The following is an 18,493-nucleotide window of genomic DNA, read 5'->3' as shown; positions in this document are numbered from 1 at the left end:
GGTTGATTGTAATGCCAAAATACTCCACTCCTTTTCCTGTTGCAGCATGCCAAAGATGAATAATACTGAAAATTATACATGTACATTTACGAATTTCAAGGCGATTTAAAAAGTAGTCATTATTTTAACGACTTTCATTTATTAAATTTGAGTAAAGCCTTACAAAGAAGCAAAATCATTACATAATCGGGAACGAAATAGCCATCATAAGCAAAAAGGAAAGGAGGAAAAACACATGAACAAACTTCTGTTGGGTCTTGCTTCTCTGGCACTCGTTCTGGGTCTTGCGGCGTGCGGCAACAATAATAACAACGATCCGTCCACGACTTCGAACGGACACGAGGAGAACGATGTCGGAACCGACACAAATACCAACAAGAACGACAACAACATGGACAACGGTGCGATGAACGACAACGGGGATGGTAATAACGGGGAAGGGAACGCGAACAACCTGGAACACGATCGGGAGGCTGCTGACCGCGTCACCGCCGTTGACGGAGTGGAAGGTGCGACTGTCCTGATGTCCGGCCGGAACGCTTATGTCGCCGTTAATCTTACTGAAGGCACGGATGAGACCGATGAGTTGAAAAATAAGATCCGTGATGAAGTAAAGGCGGCCAAGCCAGATGTTGACAAAGTTTACGTATCGGCTGATCCGGACTTTACAAAGCACTTCGAGGATTATGGCAATCGAATCGAACAGGGAGAACCTGTTGAAGGATTCTTTGATGAATTCCGTGATATGGTAAAGAGAACATTCCCTGACACTAAGTGATTATTCATAGCATTTGAAGCAAAGCCGAAACGGGTCATTGGACCTGTTTCGGCTTTGCTTTGTTATTAAAGAATGGTTGTTTAGACTGGGCAAATGTGAACATTTATCGAATTTCACAAACTTGCTGTTTTTCGACAAACATTGCACAAAACGCGTTGTATGATGAACAAGCTGCTTAAAACCATCATAATCATACAAATACGGAGGCCAATTGGACATGTATGTGTCGAAGAAGATTTTGAAGAACCGGATTTTCTGCAGAAGAATGCTCATGTACTGGAAGGCTCGTCAACATGGATTGACTCATCCGAAAACCGTCAAGTGCAGTCAGTTGCTTGATGACCTGCTTAACAGGTACCAACAGTACGACCAACATTTTTCCTGATTCAGAAATATAAAGGAAGGCGCCGATCCGGTTATGGATCGGCGCTTTAACCTTATTATAAGAAAAAACCCACCGTAGTCCGCGTTGGATCAACGCAGACTGCGGCGGGCTTATAACGATTAGCGTCCCAGGGGAGATTCGAACTCCCGACCTACACGGGAGGCCTTCGCTATAAATTCGCTTCCTTTAACGGTAAGTGTACGGTCACTGCTCGAACTTCAGACCTATTGTATCATTATGGGCTTCTAGATGGCAGCAAGCGCTGATGCTATATCTTTGCTGGCACGTGACGGAAGCGTTCTAAGCGATTGTTGTAAAGCGTATGTTTGCCAGTTATGCCCGCGGTGCCACAGCAAAACTGCGGAATACACTAACGCATAGCCGAGCGCGGTACCTGTTTGTATGTTGTCTTTAGTGTTGTGTCGTGCAAAGAATATTCCTTTGTTAAATAATTACAGGTATAATGTTATTTGATATTAAAAATAGTGATTACTCAATTTAAATTATTGAAAGGAAGTTTTCAATTTGACTATTTATATCAAGCCATTCGAGAACATTGAGAACGTTAAATTGTCATTATATAGAAAAGACAATCCTCTTGCTGAATATCAGATACCAGAGGGGTTATTTGATAAAGAAGGAAGTTTCTTATTAATGCTTAAGGGAATCGATGTGTTTCATTGGAAGCGTCTTCTTAGGAATCGACTCCGTAGTCTTGACGTTGATTTTGCATACTCTATGTATTACTTCGAGAAAGGTATTCCGGATGATGAATGGGTTATCTCTCCCGGATTACAAGGGCAATCAACTCAATATTTTCCTCATTTCAGGGATGAACATTATAGTAATCAATATAATTTTAACTTTTTTGTGGATACATTCTTCCTTAAAGCTTTTACGGTATTTGAAACGATTGGTCACCTTCTATACAAATATGATGATTTACCGCTTAATAAAGATGACTTTAGGGACAAAGTAAGCTTTAACAGCGCTATTTATAAGTTGAAAGGAAAAAATGTTCCTCTGCAAGAGGAGTTGTATCGTATTAAAAAGTCCGAGAAATATAAGGAGGGTATCCGTATGAGAAATGATATTGCTCACAATCATCCTCCATATCAAATTACATCAGGAGTTACAATTAGTGGGAAAGCGGGTTCTTTCGGAGTTGGAGCATATGTCACATCAAAAGAAATTCGTCAAATTATGATAGGTTTGCTGGAGAGTATTAAGGAAACGTTTGAGGCATTAGAGACTCATTTAATACCAAATAAGAACTAAGGATATCTTTGTTAGGTAATGGTACTTTAGCACGCTAAAGCGTTTCTAATCGGCAATATGCGCCGAGCCTTAAGCCTTCCTAGCGCCTTTTAATCGCCTTTCTAAGCGTTCAAAGGGCGAGAGTACCCGGAAGGGCGCAAAAGGTCGCAGAGAGGCGCATACGGCGTTCTAGAGTTATGCTATGCCGCTATGAAGCCGGAGGAAGTCCGAAGCGGCGTTCTAGGGCGTTTGTAAGGGGGCATATAAGGGGCAGGCGGCAAAAGGTATAGAACGCCACAGAGAGGCTTATACGGCTTTCTAGGCGTATTCATGCCGTCTACTGCCGTTCGGACCGCTTATGGAACGCAGGGAAGGGGAGCATACAAAAAAAGGCCGATTCGCAGGTTCCGTAAGTAACCCGCGACCGCCTTCCTCCGTGATTAGATATTTTCAGTCGCTCTCTAGTATGGCGTCAGCCTCGGCCCTCTTACTTAGAAGAATATCTATCATTTCGCCTTTCCACTTATAAAAGCAATAACTTTTCCTCACTGTCATAACACCGTATTCCGCATAATCTCCGGTAGGTTGCCACCACTTGCCGTCTAAATTATATGATTTGCCGTATACCAGGGTTTGAATACCCAAATCCTGCATGAGTAAATTTAATCTATGGGGGTCAAGATATTTGTATTCATCAGTGGCTTCCTCCAGTATTTTCAGTATATCTGTAACCTTGTGAGTCGGTTCAGACACGAAAAGACCCCTTCCAGTTGTAATCACTTAAAGGCGCTTGCAACAAAGGGACGTTTTTCGATACATTTCTATGCTTCTTCCCATTACATAATTCCAAATGTTCCTTTTGACTTCTATCATGATACGGCTTTCTAAGCGTAAATAGACGTATCGCATATTGCCGCCCGGGCCGTTGCCTTATCGTAAGATCGTAAGAAGGCGCAGGAACGCCGGCAATAGCGTGGGGAGGCGCAAGGATTACGGGGCAGGCTTATAAGTATTGGCAATAGACGCTTTTGCCCTCGGGTTTGAAAATTTTGTAGCAATTTTTCGCGTACCCGGCGGCGGCCCCGCCATTTGACCTCCCCCCGGGGGTTGTCTGCCGCGGGTCTATTGCTTGCCCTGCGCTTGCCTGCGCTATTATGCCGCCTTAGGCCGATGGCCTTACCCCTTAAATGCCTCTATCGCGTTCTAACGGCGTCTATGGCGCTTTTAACGTTCAAAGAACGCACGCAGGCATTTTAGCCGTGTCTGTCGCGTCTGAGTGCCGATATTCATGCCGCCAAGCCAATCGTAGATGCTATTTATATCCGTATCCCCTAATCGCTCTATGCCGGTTTTCTTCGCATAGTCCTTTACATGGCGGTTGTAGTCCTCTAAAGTGCGCTCGCGCCGACTTTCAACGCGCATTTGCTTCTCGACGATTTCCAGCGCCTTCAAAATGGTTAAGTCGGCAACAGAAGAATTTCGCGGCAATTCTGCCGGCGGCCGCGTTACAAGCCCCTCTAATTCGCTGATGTCCACCGAGAATGCCGGTTTACCTTAGACATAAAAAATACGCCTCTTTCCGTTGAGTGTTCGAGTCACTGACCGACACTTTAAACGAGAAAGAAGCGTGATTTCATGCGGTTTAGACCGCATTTCAATAGCGTCCCAGGGGAGATTCGAACTCCCGACCTACAGCTTAGGAGGCTGTTGCTCTATCCTGCTGAGCTACCAGGACACGATAACGACGTTTCTTATTATACACGAAAGACCTGACATACAAAAGGGTAAATTTTCATTGAAGCTAAGGAAAGCTGGTGATCGGCAACCTGAAGCTTTATAATCCTCTCGCATTCCCGCAGTTGGAAGAACTCCGGTAAAGTTTCTAAGGATGCAAAATATCCTGACTATTCTACATGAATTTTGCCTTTACCGGCAAAAATTTTTAGATTATGATCGATACAGCGCTTTCATTTATGCTTCAAGGGGGAAACAGCATTATGAATTCTGTCGGTCAAAAGCAAGATAACGGCAATAAGCAACGGGAGTTTACTCTTTTCTGGGCTCTGCTCCCTTTGATCGTCATGATCGGGGTGATGCTCTACACAGTGGTGGAGCTTAAACAGGGTCCGCATATTCCATTGATCATCGGCACCGTGACGGCAGGTCTTGTCGCACTGAAGGCAGGATTCAAATGGAAGGAAATTGAGGAAATGATGTACAAGGGGATCCGTCTGGCGCTCCCGGCGGTGGTCATCATCATCCTCGTCGGATTGATCATCGGCTCCTGGATGGGCGGCGGAATCGTCGCTTCCATGATCTTCTTTGGCCTTAAGCTGCTCAATCCTTCCTTCTTCCTGGTTGCGATCTGTCTGATCTGTGCAATCGTCTCGATTGCAATCGGCAGTTCCTGGTCAACGATGGGAACGATTGGTGTGGCCGGCATGGGCATCGGGATGGCCATGGGGATTTCTCCAGGGATGGTAGCCGGAGCGGTGATCTCGGGGGCTTATTTCGGTGACAAGCTTTCGCCGCTTTCAGATACGACCAACCTTGCATCCGGTCTGACAAACACCGATCTGTTCGACCATATCAAGCATATGTTGTGGACAACCATTCCTGCACTGGTCATTGCGCTCGGGATCTACGCTCTCCTCGGTCAGAATGTCAGCGGAAATATCGACGCCGCACAGATCGCGAATACTTCCTCGGTCATGCAGGAAAGTTTCTTTATCTCACCATGGCTCTTGCTTGTCCCTGTTATTGTAATCGGAATGGTCGCCATGAAAGTCCCGGCAGTTCCGGCACTCGTTGTAGGTGCAGTTCTCGGATTTCTCTCTCAGGTGTTCGTGCAGGGAGACACTGTCACCGCAGCCCTCACCGCTTTGCAGGAAGGCTATGCGATTGAAACCGGGAATGCCCTCGTTGACGACCTGTTCAGCGGCGGCGGCCTGGACTCGATGATGTACACCGTAAGCATGACCATCGTGGCGATGACTTTTGGAGGGATCCTAGAGTACTCCGGTATGCTCAAGTCCATCATGAACCAGCTGCTGAAGCTCATCCGAAACACCGGCTCTCTCATTGCTTCCACAATCGGTGCTGCGTTCATCACGAATGCATCCTGCGCGGAGCAGTACATCTCCATCGTTGTGCCATCCAGAATGTTCGCAAATACTTACCGGAAGATGGGGCTTGCATCGAAAAACCTCTCCCGGGCCCTTGAAGACGGCGGGACGCTCACATCAGTCTTCATCCCATGGAATACATGCGGAGTGTTTATCCTCGGTACGCTCGGTGTCGGTGTTTTTGAATATGGCCCTTATGCTCTGCTGAACCTGCTGTGCCCGATCATTTCCATTATTTACGCATTCACCGGATTTACAATTGCCAAGATTGACGATGGAGGCGGCGGAACCGGCGGAAAGAAAGAACCTGCAGAAGTGAAAACAGAACTGCAGCACGTATAAATTGGAAAAGAAGCCCCTGCAGAGGGGCTTCTTTTTTTGATTCGCGGACATAATTTCATCATTCATGAACATCATTTCAGCATTCGGGGCTGCGATCTCGTCATTCGTCCGGACAGTTCATCTAAAAGATTAATGAATGACGAAACCCCGGTCATTAAGACTGCAACAAGTGTACTCGTATATGAGCGGGACTGCCAGGCGGCAATTCACAATGACCGGCCCATGAGTTAAATGACGATGGAAGGGGCGGATTCAGCGCTCCTTTTTTCTTTGGATGGCCAATGTCCCGTCCGGCAGGTATTCTGCATAAAACACATCCGACACAGATGTGATGTTTTGCTTTTTCAGTTCACCGATCACCCAATCAGGCGATAATCCGAGTTCGTCCATTTCATGGTTTGCCATCTGACCGTCCAGGATGATGGTGGTCGGAAGATTTCTGTGTACTTTCTGGGGAACCTGCAAATCCTCTTTTGTAACGGGAAGTTTTTCGGGTTTCAACATGACACTGAGCTGTCCGTTCGGCTCAAGAATGGCGTATTCCACTCCTGATATGGAAAATGCTTTTTTTTGGCGAAGCATCATGCTCAAGTCATTCATGTTCAGTCTGACCTGGGAAAGCACATCTTCCTGGACGATTCCCTTTCGGATAAGGATGGAGGGTTCGCCGTCGATAAGCAGTCGGGTTTTCTTTGATTTTAACCCGGCAACGCCAAGGAGGATGACTGCACCGCCCCAAACAATCAGGGCGATCAGGTCATGAAGGGTATTATCCCTGTCTGACCGGACTGCCAGGTCAGCAGTGATTGAACCGATGGTGATCCCCGCAATGTAGTTGAAGTAAGTCAGCTGGCTCATCTGTTTTTTGCCCATAATCCGTGTGAGGAGAAGAAGGGTGAAAAATGCAAACAGCGAGCGCAGAATGGTGACCAAGTATTCCAAATCGGACCACTCCCAAAATTGTTATCAGTATAGGGTGTGGATTTCGAATCAGACTATACAAAAAAGCACCGGCTTTCCAATTGGAAAGCCGGTGCCGTTAGCGGAGATGAGAGGATTTGAACCCCCGCGGCGCGTGAACGCCCTAACTGATTTCGAGTCAGTCCCCTTCAGCCTCTTGGGTACATCTCCATATTTTGATGACAAGAAAAATTATAGCATCCTGAAAAAAAGGACGCAACCCTTCTGGCCATATTTTTTTCAGCAGGGCGTAAGGTCATGTCCGACTGGTCAATCTGCCCCATAGCTTTATGAAGAAATCCTCTGAATTCAAGCCGATTGAACCACCACTTTATCCTGATTTCAAGGGGAGGTGAGACTGCTATGATGAAACTGTCTGAATAATGAGATGAAGGAGGCAGTCAGATGAAGAAGAAGGCAATTGCGTTTTCACTCGCTGCGATGCTGGCAAGCGGCGTTGCAATTCCAACAGCGGTGATCGCCCAGCCGATTGAAACCGGATATCAGGAAGCGCTCGATCAGTTTGACCAAAAAGCCATCCGAAAAATCGATGTGGACCGAATTTACAATCACATCGCGACACTTTCTGAAGCGCCGCGTGTGGCCGGGACGGAAGTGGAAAACCGATCTGTGGAATACCTTAAAAACGAGTTCGAATCGTATGGCTATGACGTAGAAGTACAGCCGTTCACGTACACCGGATACACGGAGCCTTCCCGAATTGACCTTCACGTTCCTGGCATGGAATCTGAGCTAAGTCCGGGCAACTTCACATATGGCGTTTCCGGCGATGTGACGGCTGGACTCATTGATGCAGGTATCGGCTCGCCGGCTGATTATGAACGCGTCAATGCTGAAGGGAAAATTGCAGTTGTCCGGCGCGGAGAATTCAGTTTCGCGCAAAAGGTCATCAATGCCTCGGAGGCAGGCGCTGCAGGTGTCATCATCTATAACAACAGCCCGGGTGCACTGAACGGTACGCTCGGCGGGCATGACGACCGCTATATCCCGGCTCTGTCGCTTTCACAAGCACAAGGCCAGGCACTATTGGAGCATCTGAAAGCCAACTCAGGAGCAGAGGCCCGAATTGTTGTGGAAGGGGCGGAAACAGGTGAGCATACGTCACATAACGTGATTGCCACCAAGCATCCAACCAACAAAAAGAAGGATACGGGCGAAGTGATCGTGATCGGCTCTCATATGGACTCGGTTCCCGATGCACCAGGCGCAAATGACAATGCCTCCGGTACAGCGGTGACACTGGAGCTCGCCCGTTCCATGAAGAACCTGCCATCCGATACGGAGATCCGTTTTGCTTCATTCGGAGCTGAAGAACTGGGCCTGATCGGTTCACGTCACTATGTCAAAGAGCTTTCCGAAGAGGAAAAGGACAGGATTGTCGCAAACTTCAACCTTGATATGGTCGGAAGCCGCGATGCCGGTGATCTGATCGTCGCTTCAGTGGACGGAGAACCGAACATCGTGACCGAACTGACCCAAAAGGCGAGCAAGAAACTGAACGGTGAGCCGACAACACGCGGAAGAAGCGGTTCGAGTGATCATGTGCCGTTCCACGAGGCCGGCATCCCGGCAGCTCTCTTTATCCATAGCCCGCTGGAGCCTTGGTACCACACGCCTCAAGATACACTCGATAAGATCAGCAAGGAAAAGCTTCAGGATGTCGCGGAAATCGTGGCTGCTGCCGTATACGACCGTGCCCGTTTTGACAACCAGAATCCAAAAGAGAAGATACGGGAGAAGTCGTCTGTTCCAAAAGAAGCGTTTTTCGAACAGCCAATCCGCTAAAATCGGCATTTTTGAACTGATCATGCTCACAGAGCCGTCAATCGGGAAATCCGGTTGACGGCTTTTTTTCTTTTTCCCCACACTGTATAATCCGGAAATAAGAGGAGGTGAATACGGTGGAGAAGCAAGTTACTGCCCATGAGGTCGCAAAATTGGCGGGGGTCTCACAATCTTCGGTTTCCAGAGTCTTCACGAAAGGCGCAAGTGTTTCCGAAAAGACACGGAAGCAAGTTCTCGAAGCCGCAGAACAGCTGGGCTATCGGCCGAACGAGTATGCCCGCAGTCTGATCATGAGAAAATCAAGCCTGATCGGTCTGGTCATGAAAGGGGTATCCAACCCTTATTATCCGCATGCTGTGAAGAAGTTCACCGCGGAACTGAAGAAACTGGGATATAGCGTGCTCCTGATCGATACGGATGATGTCGAACTGCAGATGCATGATATAGATGCCCTGCTTTCTTATCACGTTGCCGGAGTGGTCATCATGGACGCGACTGCTTCTTTTCAGACGGCAGAGATGCTGAAGCGTTTCCGGATACCGGCCGTGCTATTCAACCGTGTCGTTCCGGGTACCGGACTTCACTCGGTCAGCTGTGAAAACGAATCGGCAGCCAGGGAAATTGCCCGTTTGCTTATCGCACGAGGATGTAAATCATTTACATACGTAGGAGGCCGGGAAGGAGCTTCCACGCATATCGAGCGTCTGAAAGGATTTACCGAAGAACTTAGGGATCATGGATTTGGATGCCAAGTATTGCCGGGTGATTTTACTTATGCCACCGGGTACCGGAATGGTGCCGAAATGATCGAGTCCGGCAGGCTCACGGATGCGGTGTTTGCAGTCACTGATCTTATGGCCTACGGAATTTTTGATGCTTTCCGTGACCGGGGGGTCCTGATTCCGGAACAGGTCAAGCTGGTCGGATTTGATGACATCGAGATGTCTTCCTGGTCCCCTTACAATCTCTCTACATATGCACATCCGGTGGACCGGATGGTGGCACTCTCCATTGAGCTGCTTCTTGATTCCGAGCGGAGCCATGCGGCTGGGGAAGTGCATTATCTTCCAGGTGAGATGAAATTGCGGGGCACTACATAAAAAAACAGTCTTGACTGTTCCGATAATTTTAAGTAATGTTCTTTTTGAAAGCGCTTTTGCATACGTATTCACCCTTAATTGCATACGTATTCATTTCCTGAAAATGAAAGGAGTCCGACCATATGAAATACATCAAACAAGGCAAATCCTCTGAAGAAGTTAAACAGAGTGACGCAAAAGTTTCTGAAACGGTAGCTGCGGCACTTTCTGATATCGAATCACGAGGAGATGCAGCTGTACGTGAAATGTCTGCCCGCTTTGACAAATGGGAGCCGGAATCGTTCCGTCTGAGTGAAGAGCAGATTGAAGAAATCGTTGCCCGCGTGCCTGAACAAGTCATTGAGGACATCAAGTTCGCACAAAAGAACATCCGTGAGTTTGCTGAAGCGCAACTGGCTTCGCTTCATGATGTTGAAGTCGAAAACATCCCGGGCGTCATCCTCGGCCACAAAAACATTCCTGTCGACAGCGTCGGATGCTACATCCCGGGCGGCCGTTACCCGATGGTTGCCTCGGCCCACATGAGCGTACTCACAGCCAAAGTGGCAGGGGTCAAACGTGTGATTGCATGCACACCACCGATCAACGGAGAAATTCCTGAAGCGACGGTTGCTGCGATGCACCTCGCCGGTGCAGACGAAATCTACCTTCTCGGTGGCATCCAGGCAATGGGCGCCATGGCAATTGGTACAGAGACCATCGAATCGGTCGATATGATCGTAGGACCGGGCAATGCATTTGTTGCGGAAGCAAAGCGTCAACTGTATGGCCGCGTCGGCATCGACCTGTTCGCCGGCCCGACAGAAACCCTTGTCGTTGCCGATGAAACATCTGATGCGGAAATCATTGCGACCGACCTTCTGGGACAGGGTGAGCACGGTCCGACTTCCCCTGGTGCACTCGTGACGACAAGCGAAAAACTGGCACACGAAACACTCGAAGAAATCGAGCGCCAGCTCCAAGTATTGCCAACAGCTGATGTGGCACGTGTTTCCTGGGACGATTATGGTCAGGTGATCGTCGTTGATTCGATCGAAGAAGCTCGGGAAGTGGCGGATGAGATGGCTTATGAGCACGTCGAAATCCTGACAGAAGATCCGGATTACTTCCTCGAAAACATGACGAATTACGGCTGCCTATTCCTCGGTCCTGAAACCAACGTCGCCTACGGCGACAAGGTAATCGGAACTAACCATACACTCCCGACAAAAGGGGCAGCACGTTACACAGGCGGTCTCTGGGTCGGAAAGTTCATCAAGACGGTCACGTATCAGAAAGTGAAGCCTGAAGCCAGCGCCTACATCGGTGAGTATGCAGCGCGTCTCTGCCAGCTTGAAAACTTTGCAGGACATGCAGAGCAGGCCCTGCTCAGAGTCCGCAGGTACGGCGATCAAAAGAAAGACTAAAATTCACATTTTTCCGGTCCCGGGTCATGATGTCCCGGCGGCCGGGATACATAATTAGGGGGATTTGTTCATGCTCGGAATGATTGGTATGATCGGGGGCCTGATTCTGCTCATCTGGTTGACGATGCGCGGAATGAACCTTTTGATCGTCGCGCCGCTATCGGCGCTGTTTGTTGCACTGATGAACGGCCTGCCTCTCTTCCCGCAGCTTGCTGAGGAAGGGGCGGCCAACTTCCTGACAGGATATATGGAAGGATTCTCGGGGTTCATCATGTCCTGGTATCTGATGTTCCTGGCAGGAGCGATTTTCGGTAAGGTCATGGAAGACAGCGGTGCCGCTGATGCGGTATCCAAATGGATCGTAGACAAGCTGGGGATGAAACAGGCCGTTCTTGCGGTCGTCGCGGCTTGTGCAGTCCTCACGTACGGAGGGGTCAGCCTCTTCGTTGTTGCTTTCTCGGTATACCCGATGGCGGTCAGCCTCTTTAAAGAAGCAGATCTGCCACGCAGATTTATTCCGGCGGCACTTGCTTTCGGATCGACAACGTTCACGATGACATCTGCGGGTTCCCCGGAAATTCAAAACTGGATTCCAATTGAGTTTCTTGGCACATCACCACTCGCAGGATGGGAAGTCAGTCTGATTGTCGCCGTCTTCATGATGGTCTTCGGTTATTGGTGGCTCCGCAAGATGATCCGCAAGGCAGTTGCAAACGGTGAACATTTCATCGAGAGGGAGTCGGATCACAGGGAAGAACGGGACGAGCTTCCGCATCCGTTCCTCAGTCTCATTCCACTTCTCGTCGTACTGTTTGTTTCCTTTGGGTTCCACGATTCCCTGGGTACATCCGCGCTGATCATTGCGCTGTCGGGCGGGGTAATTGCAACCTACCTGTTGAACCGCAGGTATTTCAGAAACTTCGGGAACGCAGTCTCTGAAGGAACACTCGGCGCGATCGTAGCCATTGCAAATACTGCTGCTGTCGTCGGTTTCGGCGGTGTGGTCAAGACCACACCGGCATTTGCCACCGCTGTAGATGCGATCACCAGCATACCGGGCAGCCCGCTGATCGGCGGTGCAGTCGCGGTCGGCATCATCGCAGGTCTGACCGGGTCATCTTCCGGCGGACAGGCCATCGCATTGCCGCTTCTCGCCCCTCACTATCTGGATATGGGCGTCAACGCGGAAGCACTTCACCGTACTGTTGCCATTTCTTCCGGATCGCTTGACTCTCTGCCGCACGGCGGCTACACCGTCACGACAATCCGTTCGATTGCCGGCGAGACCCACAAGGATGCTTATCCGGCCATGGGTGCCATGACGGTCATTGTACCGCTCATCGGTGCAGCACTTGCCGTCATCCTGTTCTCACTTGGACTGGGAATCTGATAGATCCCCCGGCAGCATCTTTTGCTGCCGGGGGTTGTTTGATTAAATGGACTATTTAATGAAGGGATTGAATGGAATGGAAACATTATCGGTCATTGGCAGCGGTACAATGGGGCACTCGATTGCGCTGAATGCGGCATGGCGTGGAATGGACGTCAGGATGTATGGAACAAATGAAGAAGATATCCGAAGAGCGGAACAGGGCATCTTGCAGAAACTCCGTACCATGGCTGAGAATGGCCTGTTCAGCATGGAGGAATCGGCTGCCATCCGGAACAGGATCATCATTTCAGATCAGCTGGAGACGGTGGTCGACGGGGCAACTTTCGTCATAGAAGCCATACCAGAAAATCTGGAGCTGAAGCAAACGTTTTACGCCCGGCTGGAAGAGCTGATCGGAACGGATACCGTACTTGCCAGCAACACATCCGGCCTTCAGCCGTCTGACCTTGCCGCTGGCCTGCGTCATCCCGAGCGATTTATCGTGACCCATTTCTGGAATCCGGCACATCTAATTCCTCTGGTGGAAGTGGTGGGAGGCAAGCAAACGTCCGACAGCACAAGAGAGCGTGCCATGGATCTGCTGCAGGAGATGGAGAAAAAGCCGATTGTCGTAAAGCAGGAGATTCAGGGGTTCATCGGGAACCGTCTACAATATGCGCTGTTCAGGGAGGCGCAGGCCTTGCTCGATGCAGGCGTAGCCGACAAAGAAGATATTGACGCAGCCGTCACCTACAGCATCGGCAGGCGCCTGCCTGTTACGGGACCGCTCATGTCCGCAGATTTCGGAGGCCTGGATGTGTTCAAGTCCATCTCGGATTATCTGTTCAGTGACTTGAGCACGCTGCAATCCTCGGGCGAGACACTGGACTCACTGGTAGGCTCCGGAAAACTTGGTGTGAAGTCCGGCGAAGGTTTTTACGATTGGAGCGGCAGCCGAGGTGAAGAAGTAAGCGCCGAACGGGAAAACATGCTGATCCGCTTCCTAAAAGACGACGAACGGAAAGGATGAGAGGGATGAATAATCATTTTGGAGACCTGGAGGGAAAGTCCGTCCTCGTCACAGGGGGCAGCAAAGGGATCGGCCGATCGATCGCCCTTGCGTTTGCAGATCTTGGCGCAAACGTCACCATTGTCGGACGGAATCTTGATTCCCTTGAATCAACACGGAAGGAAATGTTGCTCAAGAGCTCCGACAGCAGCGCGATCCAGGCAGACCTGTCCGACATCAAAGAAACCCGCCGTGTAGCGGATATGACAGCCGAACGGTACGGCTCCATTGATGTCCTCGTCAACAACGCGGGCATCAACATTGCGAAACCGGCCTTTGAAGTGACTGAAGATGACTGGGACAAGGTGCTGGATCTGAATCTGAAGTCGGCATTTTTCATGTGCCAGGCTGCCGGCAGGCATATGCAGCGGCAGGGCGGCGGAAAAATCATCAATATCGCCTCCCAGATGGCTTTCGTCGGCTATTACAACCGGGCTGCCTATTGTTCGAGCAAAGGCGGGCTTGTCCAGCTGACAAAAGCCCTAGCGGTCGAATGGGCACCTCACCGGATTAACGTCAATGCGGTCGCTCCAACCTTCGTGGAAACGGAGATGACAAGCGGAATGATGGAAGATCCCGCATTTATGGAAGAAATCCGGAGCCGGATTCTCTTGGGGCATCCGTCGAAACCGGAAGATGTCAACGGAGCGGTGCTGTTCCTCGCATCAGCCATGTCCTCTTTTGTGACGGGGGACACGATTAAGGTCGATGGCGGCTGGACGGCCATCTGACCGGACAAAACGCCTGTGAATGTGTACACTTTTCCATAGGAAGGGGTGTTCTTTTTGCAGGAATTCATAACAAGCAGTGACTATCATTTTATTCTCCGGCAGGCCCGTACTGTCATGAATGGAAATATGAACGCCAACGATGAAGATGTGCTTGCAGCAGTCAGCATGATGGCTGTCGAGCGCGCAGAGCAATCTGCATCCGATGTACCGGACGAATTGGCGGAAGTCATCCGGACAATGGGAAACATCAGAGAGCGCGAGGATTATGATCGGTTCAGGGAACAGCTTCTCCCTTTTGTCAGGCCGATGGCTGAAGTGACAGACCGGGATGTGAGGAAGTTGTTCCCGAAAGTAAAGAATTTGCGCATGCCGAAGTTCTCGGAAGCGGTCCGCAAAGAACTCACCTATCTCGGCTGGAACGATCCCGGCACGAACCGGAAGTATATCGTGTTCGAGGAAGGTGACGGACTTACAGCTCTTTTCGGCCAATTCCGCCCTTCCGGCAAGAAAGGGGTCTGTTCGATCTGCAACGGGATCGATGAGACCGGATTGTTTCTGACCGAAACCCGCCATGCCGGAGGCGAGACCTATACAAAGCGAGGCAATTATATCTGCACTGACAGCATGGCCTGCAACAGGCGCCTCGATGACCGGGGACGGTTCGAGGAGTTTATCGGGACAGTTACGAAATAAGGGGGATACAGAGATGGAAGGAAAAGTATTGCTGATTACTGGAGCAGCACGGGGAATCGGATTCGAGATTGCGAAGGGATTCTCTGAAGCAGGGGCGAAAGTCGTCCTTTCTGATATGAATGAAGAGGGAGTCAAACAGGCGGCGGCAACACTGGGTGAAAACGCCGAAGGCATTGCCTGTGATGTCACGAAAGAGAAAGATGTCATCCGGACGATTGACTTTACGCTGGAGCGTTTCGGAAGAATTGATATTCTGATCAATAACGCCGGAATGCAGCACGTGGCGGATCTTGAAGACTTCCCGACGGAAAAATACCGCCAGCTCATTGACATCATGCTGGTCGGCCCGTTCATGGCAACCAAGCATGCGCTGCCTCATATGAAAAAGCAGGGCTGGGGCCGCATCATCAATATGGCGTCCATCAATGGCCTGATCGGATTTGCCGGAAAAGCAGCCTACAATTCCGCGAAGCATGGTGTCATTGGACTGACCAAGGTTGCCGCGCTCGAAACCGCTCAGGACGGAATCACCGTCAATGCGATCTGCCCGGGCTATATCGATACGGAACTTGTCAGAAATCAGATGGGCGACCTTGCCAAGACAAGGGGTGTCTCGGTGGAGGAAGTCCTGGGCGAAGTGCTTTATCCGCTCATTCCGCAAAAACGCCTGATTGAAATCGGCGAAATCGTTTCGCTTTCAAAATACATCGCAAGCGATGATGCCAAAGGCATGACCGGTCAGGCGGTCGTGCTGGATGGCGGCTATACGGCCCAATAAATGATGGAACCCTTTAATGAGCTGTTTCGGCAGGGCGCGTCTTGGGAATCATAAGTTCAGACGCACAAGTCGGGCAGACAGGAGGGATCCGCATTGGCCAATCAATTTCAGGACAGCCGTCCGTATCCGTATGATACGGATAAGCCGGAATGGGCGGCGTTCTGGATCGCGCTTGCGGTCATCGTGATTGTTGTCCTACTCGAAGCGATGATGTAAAAAACCGGCAGTCCCGCACAGGGGCTGCCGGTTTTTATATGTCCGCATCAGACTGTTTTCCGAATCTGGAAAGTGAAACGTTCTTCGTTCATGAATTTGCCTTCTGCAAAGCTGCGTTCGATAAATGTGGCACGGCCGTCACGGTCGACCAGAATCACGGTCTGGCACCTGGTGCCATATCCGCTCATGCGGATAAAAAGTGGGGAAAGCGAGCGCTCCAGTTCCGGTCCCACACCAGTTTCAGGAAGACGGTGATCCGGGAACGGCTCCGCTTCGCTCAAGATTTCAAAGAGACCATCCGGATCAATCGGACACACATCTTCCACGATCCGTGACAGACGCTCGACCCCCTGCTGGACCTTGGGCCACGGCGTGTCCAGCATGGCGTTGCTGAGGCCATGCGTGCCGGGCGGAATCTCCCTGAAACTTCCCGGAGCCTGGTTCGTCTCATACATCAGACGGCCCGGTGTCCCGGCGATGACATTATACAGGTCATACTGATCTGCACTTTCGGAGAGACGTTCCAGAGTCTTTTCCATCGGGACCGAATCATCAAGAAGGTCTGTTACGATGCCGCCTCTGGACCGGGCACCCGGAGGAGGGGGCACAGCCGGCTTCCGGACATTCGTCAGGGCCGCGAACCGGCCTGAATGAGTCAGTCCGAGCCAGGTGCCGCCGCCGGTCAGGTCCTTGCCGGCGACAAGCCCTTCCGGTTGTTCCCATACATGGGCCGGTGCAGCCGGCCGGTCGTAAAACTCATCCCGGTTGGCCGCAACGATCAGCGGGTAAACCGGATGCTCGCCGTGATTAAACAATACCAGGCACATGAATACCACCCCTTTGTCAGTTCCCAGTATACCCGACGGCGGGTATTGCGGCGAGAATTGAAATTGAATCTATTTTCGTGTGCCTCTCTTCCTTCAAGCGTGATAGAATGATGGTTAAATGTCGTATTTTACGTCAATCAGACGTTACATATCCACCAGTGGACGGAGTGAACAAACAATGAAATGCCCAAATTGTGGACATCAATCGGATCAATTTGAAGGAACTTGCCCAGAATGCGGAGAACGGCTTACACGGGGCAAGCGAAAAAAGAAAAGAAAAGGAATCATCGCCGGCACGGTCGCGGCACTGTTCATCCTGACGGGCGGCACATTTGGAGCGCTCCAATTTTTGGGTGAGGAAGAAGCTGCCGAAGAGCCGATTGCACCGGAGGAAGAGATCCTGCCGGAGACGGATGAAGCCGACGTGATCAAGGAGGAAGAGGAACAGCCGGAAGAGGCGGCGGAGGAAGAACAGGAGGCCGCGGAAGAGCAAGCCGAAGAGCCGGTTGTCAGTGAGGGGACGGTAGAACGCGCGATCCAGGAAGACAATGCCGTCGCGCAGGAAGCGATTATTCTTCCCGAGAAGATTGCCGGACAGGAGCGGGACGTCCAGCAAATCATCAAAGAGTCCCTTCCGAAGGTTTTCACGATCCTGACCGATGATAATATCGGTTCGGGTTTCCTCTATAAAGAAGGCGGGCTGATTGCGACAAATGCTCACGTCGTGAGCGGCTTTACCGATGTCACGGTCCGGAACAGCGACGGGAAAGAATCCCAGGGACGGGTGGTTGGCATCTCGGACCGCTCGGACGTGGCATTGATTAAAGTGGATGACTACGCAGACATCGAGCCTTTCCAATTGGAATCAGGCGTGACACCGATCGGGGCGGAAGTGATCGCCATCGGCAGCCCGCACGGTCTTTCCAATACAGTCACGACCGGAAAGCTGACTGCTCATGACCAGAACCTTGAATTGGGGTTCATCTATGAAAATATTTATCAGATCAATGCACGGATCGAAAGAGGGAACAGCGGAGGCCCGCTGATTGATGCCAAGACAGGCAAGGTGGTCGGCATTAACTCCCTCGTCATGCAGGACAACAGCCTTGTGGGCTTTGCCATTCCTTTATACAGCATGACCGGACTGCTGGATCAGTGGGCGGCAAATCCGATGTCTCCAGATCAGGTCGCAGGTGTCTTCGGTACGTATGATGAGTTTGAGGGCGGAGCCGCATCTCCTGAGGATGATCAGTTCGAAGGCGGATGGGAAGGCGACACATTCAACGAAATCGCTCTTGAGAACTTCATTCTCAGCTTTGGCCACTTCCAGACGCTCATGAAAGATGCCGCTGATTTCTTCTGGGTCGCGGATCTTGTCCAGCCGGAAAGCCCGGCCTATGATAAACTGACAACAGAGGCGAATGAGCTGTCCGGCAGCGGCATCAAGTATGAACTGGCCGGCCAGGAAGTCACGTCTGTGGAGATCTTTGATGATCATGCAATTGTGCATTCGACAGAAACAGAAAAAACAACTGCACCTGACGGAACGGTCAACGAGAACGAAGTGAACCGGGCCTATAAGGTCATCATCGACAGCAACGGCTTCTTCCAGGTGTCCGACGTCACAGTCGCCGAGTGAAGCAATAGG

Annotated in this window: 18 protein-coding genes and 2 tRNA genes; 14 read left to right on the top strand and 6 right to left on the bottom strand. The window is 50.6% G+C overall.

Annotated features, from left to right (window positions below; genetic code table 11):
- The first annotated feature begins 235 nt into the window (after positions 1 to 235).
- The 3 genes from AV656_RS03130 (at position 236) to AV656_RS03125 (ending at position 2,441) form a co-directional block, all read left to right on the top strand.
- Positions 236 to 778: a YhcN/YlaJ family sporulation lipoprotein gene (locus tag AV656_RS03130; RefSeq protein WP_063178700.1), complete on the top strand. Its 543-nt coding sequence runs from the start codon at positions 236 to 238 to the stop codon at positions 776 to 778.
- Positions 779 to 995: 217 nt separating this feature from the next.
- On the top strand, positions 996 to 1,163 hold the full coding sequence (locus AV656_RS16045; RefSeq protein WP_082818581.1) for an aspartyl-phosphate phosphatase Spo0E family protein: 168 nt from the start codon (positions 996 to 998) through the stop codon (positions 1,161 to 1,163).
- 525 nt (positions 1,164 to 1,688) lie between these two features.
- Positions 1,689 to 2,441 carry a Cthe_2314 family HEPN domain-containing protein gene (locus AV656_RS03125; RefSeq protein ID WP_063178698.1) on the top strand — a complete coding sequence of 251 codons (753 nt, stop codon included), beginning with the start codon at positions 1,689 to 1,691 and terminating at the stop codon, positions 2,439 to 2,441.
- A 429-nt stretch (positions 2,442 to 2,870) separates the two neighbouring features.
- On the opposite strand, the gene AV656_RS03120 is transcribed toward AV656_RS03125, so the two are convergent.
- The 3 genes from AV656_RS03120 to AV656_RS03110 all read right to left on the bottom strand — a co-directional run bounded on the left by AV656_RS03120 (position 2,871) and on the right by AV656_RS03110 (position 4,155).
- The gene (locus tag AV656_RS03120; protein WP_063178690.1) at positions 2,871 to 3,173 is read right to left on the bottom strand and encodes a hypothetical protein; all 303 of its coding nucleotides are present in this window, start codon (positions 3,171 to 3,173) and stop codon (positions 2,871 to 2,873) included.
- A gap of 471 nt (positions 3,174 to 3,644) precedes the next feature.
- Entirely contained in the window at positions 3,645 to 3,956 is a 312-nt protein-coding gene (locus AV656_RS03115; RefSeq protein WP_156484783.1) for a hypothetical protein, read from the bottom strand.
- A gap of 125 nt (positions 3,957 to 4,081) precedes the next feature.
- Positions 4,082 to 4,155: transfer RNA gene (locus AV656_RS03110), tRNA-Arg, on the bottom strand.
- A gap of 262 nt (positions 4,156 to 4,417) precedes the next feature.
- Here AV656_RS03110 and nhaC point away from each other — a divergent pair.
- Entirely contained in the window at positions 4,418 to 5,887 is a 1,470-nt protein-coding gene (gene nhaC / locus AV656_RS03105) for a Na+/H+ antiporter NhaC (RefSeq protein ID WP_082818580.1), read from the top strand.
- A gap of 252 nt (positions 5,888 to 6,139) precedes the next feature.
- On the opposite strand, the gene AV656_RS03100 is transcribed toward nhaC, so the two are convergent.
- Together AV656_RS03100 and AV656_RS03095 are read right to left on the bottom strand one after the other, a co-directional pair.
- Positions 6,140 to 6,829, bottom strand: a complete 690-nt coding sequence (locus tag AV656_RS03100) for a YetF domain-containing protein (protein ID WP_063178688.1) — start codon at positions 6,827 to 6,829, stop codon at positions 6,140 to 6,142.
- Between the two features lie 101 nt (positions 6,830 to 6,930).
- A tRNA-Ser gene (locus AV656_RS03095) sits at positions 6,931 to 7,018 on the bottom strand.
- Between the two features lie 234 nt (positions 7,019 to 7,252).
- On the opposite strand from AV656_RS03095, the gene AV656_RS03090 reads away from it, so the two are divergent.
- The 9 genes from AV656_RS03090 (at position 7,253) to AV656_RS16655 (ending at position 16,018) form a co-directional block, all read left to right on the top strand.
- The gene (locus AV656_RS03090; protein ID WP_063178687.1) at positions 7,253 to 8,653 is read left to right on the top strand and encodes a M20/M25/M40 family metallo-hydrolase; all 1,401 of its coding nucleotides are present in this window, start codon (positions 7,253 to 7,255) and stop codon (positions 8,651 to 8,653) included.
- 116 nt (positions 8,654 to 8,769) lie between these two features.
- A complete protein-coding gene (locus AV656_RS03085; RefSeq protein WP_063178686.1) occupies positions 8,770 to 9,753 on the top strand; it encodes a LacI family DNA-binding transcriptional regulator in 984 nt (327 codons plus the stop codon).
- Between the two features lie 122 nt (positions 9,754 to 9,875).
- Entirely contained in the window at positions 9,876 to 11,159 is a 1,284-nt protein-coding gene (gene hisD / locus AV656_RS03080) for a histidinol dehydrogenase (protein ID WP_063178684.1), read from the top strand.
- 70 nt (positions 11,160 to 11,229) lie between these two features.
- Entirely contained in the window at positions 11,230 to 12,549 is a 1,320-nt protein-coding gene (locus AV656_RS03075) for a GntP family permease (RefSeq protein WP_197462191.1), read from the top strand.
- Positions 12,550 to 12,625: 76 nt separating this feature from the next.
- Positions 12,626 to 13,561, top strand: a complete 936-nt coding sequence (locus tag AV656_RS03070) for a 3-hydroxyacyl-CoA dehydrogenase family protein (RefSeq protein WP_063178937.1) — start codon at positions 12,626 to 12,628, stop codon at positions 13,559 to 13,561.
- A gap of 5 nt (positions 13,562 to 13,566) precedes the next feature.
- On the top strand, positions 13,567 to 14,331 hold the full coding sequence (locus AV656_RS03065; protein WP_063178682.1) for an SDR family NAD(P)-dependent oxidoreductase: 765 nt from the start codon (positions 13,567 to 13,569) through the stop codon (positions 14,329 to 14,331).
- Positions 14,332 to 14,385: 54 nt separating this feature from the next.
- Positions 14,386 to 15,024, top strand: a complete 639-nt coding sequence (locus AV656_RS03060; protein ID WP_063178680.1) for a FusB/FusC family EF-G-binding protein — start codon at positions 14,386 to 14,388, stop codon at positions 15,022 to 15,024.
- A gap of 13 nt (positions 15,025 to 15,037) precedes the next feature.
- The gene (locus AV656_RS03055; RefSeq protein WP_063178678.1) at positions 15,038 to 15,802 is read left to right on the top strand and encodes a 3-hydroxybutyrate dehydrogenase; all 765 of its coding nucleotides are present in this window, start codon (positions 15,038 to 15,040) and stop codon (positions 15,800 to 15,802) included.
- Positions 15,803 to 15,895: 93 nt separating this feature from the next.
- Positions 15,896 to 16,018: a hypothetical protein gene (locus AV656_RS16655; protein ID WP_269447377.1), complete on the top strand. Its 123-nt coding sequence runs from the start codon at positions 15,896 to 15,898 to the stop codon at positions 16,016 to 16,018.
- Between the two features lie 47 nt (positions 16,019 to 16,065).
- Here the strand turns inward: AV656_RS16655 and AV656_RS03050 are convergent, their stop codons facing one another.
- Entirely contained in the window at positions 16,066 to 16,845 is a 780-nt protein-coding gene (locus tag AV656_RS03050) for an NRDE family protein (protein ID WP_063178676.1), read from the bottom strand.
- Positions 16,846 to 17,023: 178 nt separating this feature from the next.
- Here AV656_RS03050 and AV656_RS03045 point away from each other — a divergent pair, with 178 nt between their 5' ends.
- Positions 17,024 to 18,484, top strand: a complete 1,461-nt coding sequence (locus AV656_RS03045; protein WP_063178674.1) for a trypsin-like peptidase domain-containing protein — start codon at positions 17,024 to 17,026, stop codon at positions 18,482 to 18,484.
- The last annotated feature ends 9 nt before the right edge of the window (positions 18,485 to 18,493 follow it).

This window comes from Bhargavaea cecembensis (assembly GCF_001619585.1).
Taxonomy (GTDB): domain Bacteria; phylum Bacillota; class Bacilli; order Bacillales_A; family Planococcaceae; genus Bhargavaea; species Bhargavaea cecembensis_A.
This window is presented reverse-complemented; position numbering and strand designations above follow the sequence as displayed.

Excerpts from the sequence above, each read along its gene's own strand:
- AV656_RS03130 (WP_063178700.1), top strand. The coding sequence starts at position 236 with ATGAACAAACTTCTGTTGGGTCTTGCTTCTCTGGCACTCGTTCTGGGT.
- AV656_RS16045 (WP_082818581.1), top strand. The coding sequence starts at position 996 with ATGTATGTGTCGAAGAAGATTTTGAAGAACCGGATTTTCTGCAGAAGA.
- nhaC (WP_082818580.1), top strand. The coding sequence starts at position 4,418 with ATGAATTCTGTCGGTCAAAAGCAAGATAACGGCAATAAGCAACGGGAG.
- AV656_RS03090 (WP_063178687.1), top strand. The coding sequence starts at position 7,253 with ATGAAGAAGAAGGCAATTGCGTTTTCACTCGCTGCGATGCTGGCAAGC.
- hisD (WP_063178684.1), top strand. The coding sequence starts at position 9,876 with ATGAAATACATCAAACAAGGCAAATCCTCTGAAGAAGTTAAACAGAGT.
- AV656_RS03075 (WP_197462191.1), top strand. The coding sequence starts at position 11,230 with ATGCTCGGAATGATTGGTATGATCGGGGGCCTGATTCTGCTCATCTGG.
- AV656_RS03070 (WP_063178937.1), top strand. The coding sequence starts at position 12,626 with ATGGAAACATTATCGGTCATTGGCAGCGGTACAATGGGGCACTCGATT.
- AV656_RS03065 (WP_063178682.1), top strand. The coding sequence starts at position 13,567 with ATGAATAATCATTTTGGAGACCTGGAGGGAAAGTCCGTCCTCGTCACA.
- AV656_RS03055 (WP_063178678.1), top strand. The coding sequence starts at position 15,038 with ATGGAAGGAAAAGTATTGCTGATTACTGGAGCAGCACGGGGAATCGGA.
- AV656_RS03050 (WP_063178676.1), bottom strand. The coding sequence starts at position 16,845 with ATGTGCCTGGTATTGTTTAATCACGGCGAGCATCCGGTTTACCCGCTG.
- AV656_RS03045 (WP_063178674.1), top strand. The coding sequence starts at position 17,024 with ATGAAATGCCCAAATTGTGGACATCAATCGGATCAATTTGAAGGAACT.